The sequence below is a fragment of the Billgrantia kenyensis genome (assembly GCF_013697085.1).
GTDB classification, from domain to species: Bacteria; Pseudomonadota; Gammaproteobacteria; order Pseudomonadales; family Halomonadaceae; genus Halomonas; species Halomonas kenyensis.
This window is the reverse complement of record NZ_JACEFT010000065.1, coordinates 1-1,992: the sequence shown is the minus strand read 5'-3', so window position 1 is coordinate 1,992 and position 1,992 is coordinate 1. Positions and strand designations below refer to the sequence as shown.

The 1,992-nt window shown below is 56.5% G+C and carries 1 rRNA gene; it reads left to right on the top strand.

What is annotated here, in order from left to right:
• The first annotated feature begins 325 nt into the window (after positions 1–325).
• A 16S ribosomal RNA gene (locus H1D44_RS20505) occupies positions 326–1,865 on the top strand.
• Positions 1,866–1,992: the final 127 nt, after the last annotated feature.

The following is a 1,992-nucleotide window of genomic DNA, read 5'->3' as shown; positions in this document are numbered from 1 at the left end:
AGACGCTTCGGCGGGCATCGAAGAGCGCTTGACAGCGCGGGCCGATTGAGTAGAATACGCCTTCCTCGCAGGGCGCTGGCGAGACCCGGGATCGACACGATCGGCGGTCACGACAGCAAGCGAGACGCTTCAGGCTTAGTGCCGTGAAGCCGCTCTTTAACAATCGATCAGGTAATTCATGTGGGCGCTTGTCGATGAGGTGGTGAGAAGTCACACCATTTCAAGGCAAGCGACTCGTCGAGACCTTCGGGTCTTTTGAGAAGCTTTGACCTTGAGCCAGGTTAGTTCCGCCTCCTTCCTTGGAAGGGCAGGGACACATTGATTTAAACTGAAGAGTTTGATCATGGCTCAGATTGAACGCTGGCGGCAGGCCTAACACATGCAAGTCGAGCGGAAACGATGGGAGCTTGCTCCCAGGCGTCGAGCGGCGGACGGGTGAGTAATGCATAGGAATCTGCCCGGTAGTGGGGGATAACCTGGGGAAACCCAGGCTAATACCGCATACGTCCTACGGGAGAAAGCAGGGGCTCTTCGGACCTTGCGCTATCGGATGAGCCTATGTCGGATTAGCTGGTTGGTGAGGTAATGGCTCACCAAGGCGACGATCCGTAGCTGGTCTGAGAGGATGATCAGCCACATCGGGACTGAGACACGGCCCGAACTCCTACGGGAGGCAGCAGTGGGGAATATTGGACAATGGGCGCAAGCCTGATCCAGCCATGCCGCGTGTGTGAAGAAGGCCCTCGGGTTGTAAAGCACTTTCAGTGGGGAAGAAAGCCTTCCGGTTAATACCCGGGAGGAAGGACATCACCCACAGAAGAAGCACCGGCTAACTCCGTGCCAGCAGCCGCGGTAATACGGAGGGTGCGAGCGTTAATCGGAATTACTGGGCGTAAAGCGCGCGTAGGTGGCTTGATAAGCCGGTTGTGAAAGCCCCGGGCTCAACCTGGGAACGGCATCCGGAACTGTCAGGCTAGAGTGCAGGAGAGGAAGGTAGAATTCCCGGTGTAGCGGTGAAATGCGTAGAGATCGGGAGGAATACCAGTGGCGAAGGCGGCCTTCTGGACTGACACTGACACTGAGGTGCGAAAGCGTGGGTAGCAAACAGGATTAGATACCCTGGTAGTCCACGCCGTAAACGATGTCGACTAGCCGTTGGGTCCTTCGCGGACTTTGTGGCGCAGTTAACGCGATAAGTCGACCGCCTGGGGAGTACGGCCGCAAGGTTAAAACTCAAATGAATTGACGGGGGCCCGCACAAGCGGTGGAGCATGTGGTTTAATTCGATGCAACGCGAAGAACCTTACCTACCCTTGACATCCTGCGAACCCTTCGGAGACGAAGGGGTGCCTTCGGGAACGCAGAGACAGGTGCTGCATGGCTGTCGTCAGCTCGTGTTGTGAAATGTTGGGTTAAGTCCCGTAACGAGCGCAACCCTTGTCCCTATTTGCCAGCGATTCGGTCGGGAACTCTAGGGAGACTGCCGGTGACAAACCGGAGGAAGGTGGGGACGACGTCAAGTCATCATGGCCCTTACGGGTAGGGCTACACACGTGCTACAATGGTCGGTACAAAGGGTTGCGAACTTGCGAAAGTGAGCTAATCCCAGAAAGCTGATCTCAGTCCGGATCGGAGTCTGCAACTCGACTCCGTGAAGTCGGAATCGCTAGTAATCGTGAATCAGAATGTCACGGTGAATACGTTCCCGGGCCTTGTACACACCGCCCGTCACACCATGGGAGTGGACTGCACCAGAAGTGGTTAGCCTAACCTTCGGGAGGGCGATCACCACGGTGTGGTTCATGACTGGGGTGAAGTCGTAACAAGGTAGCCGTAGGGGAACCTGCGGCTGGATCACCTCCTTAAACGACGTATCGCCGCCTCGCGGCAAGTGCTCACAATGAATTACCTGATCGGCCAGAGCAAAGACTGTTTGGGTCGCCGACCCAGTGGTTAGCCGGGTCTGTAGCTCAGTTGGTTAGAGCGCACCCC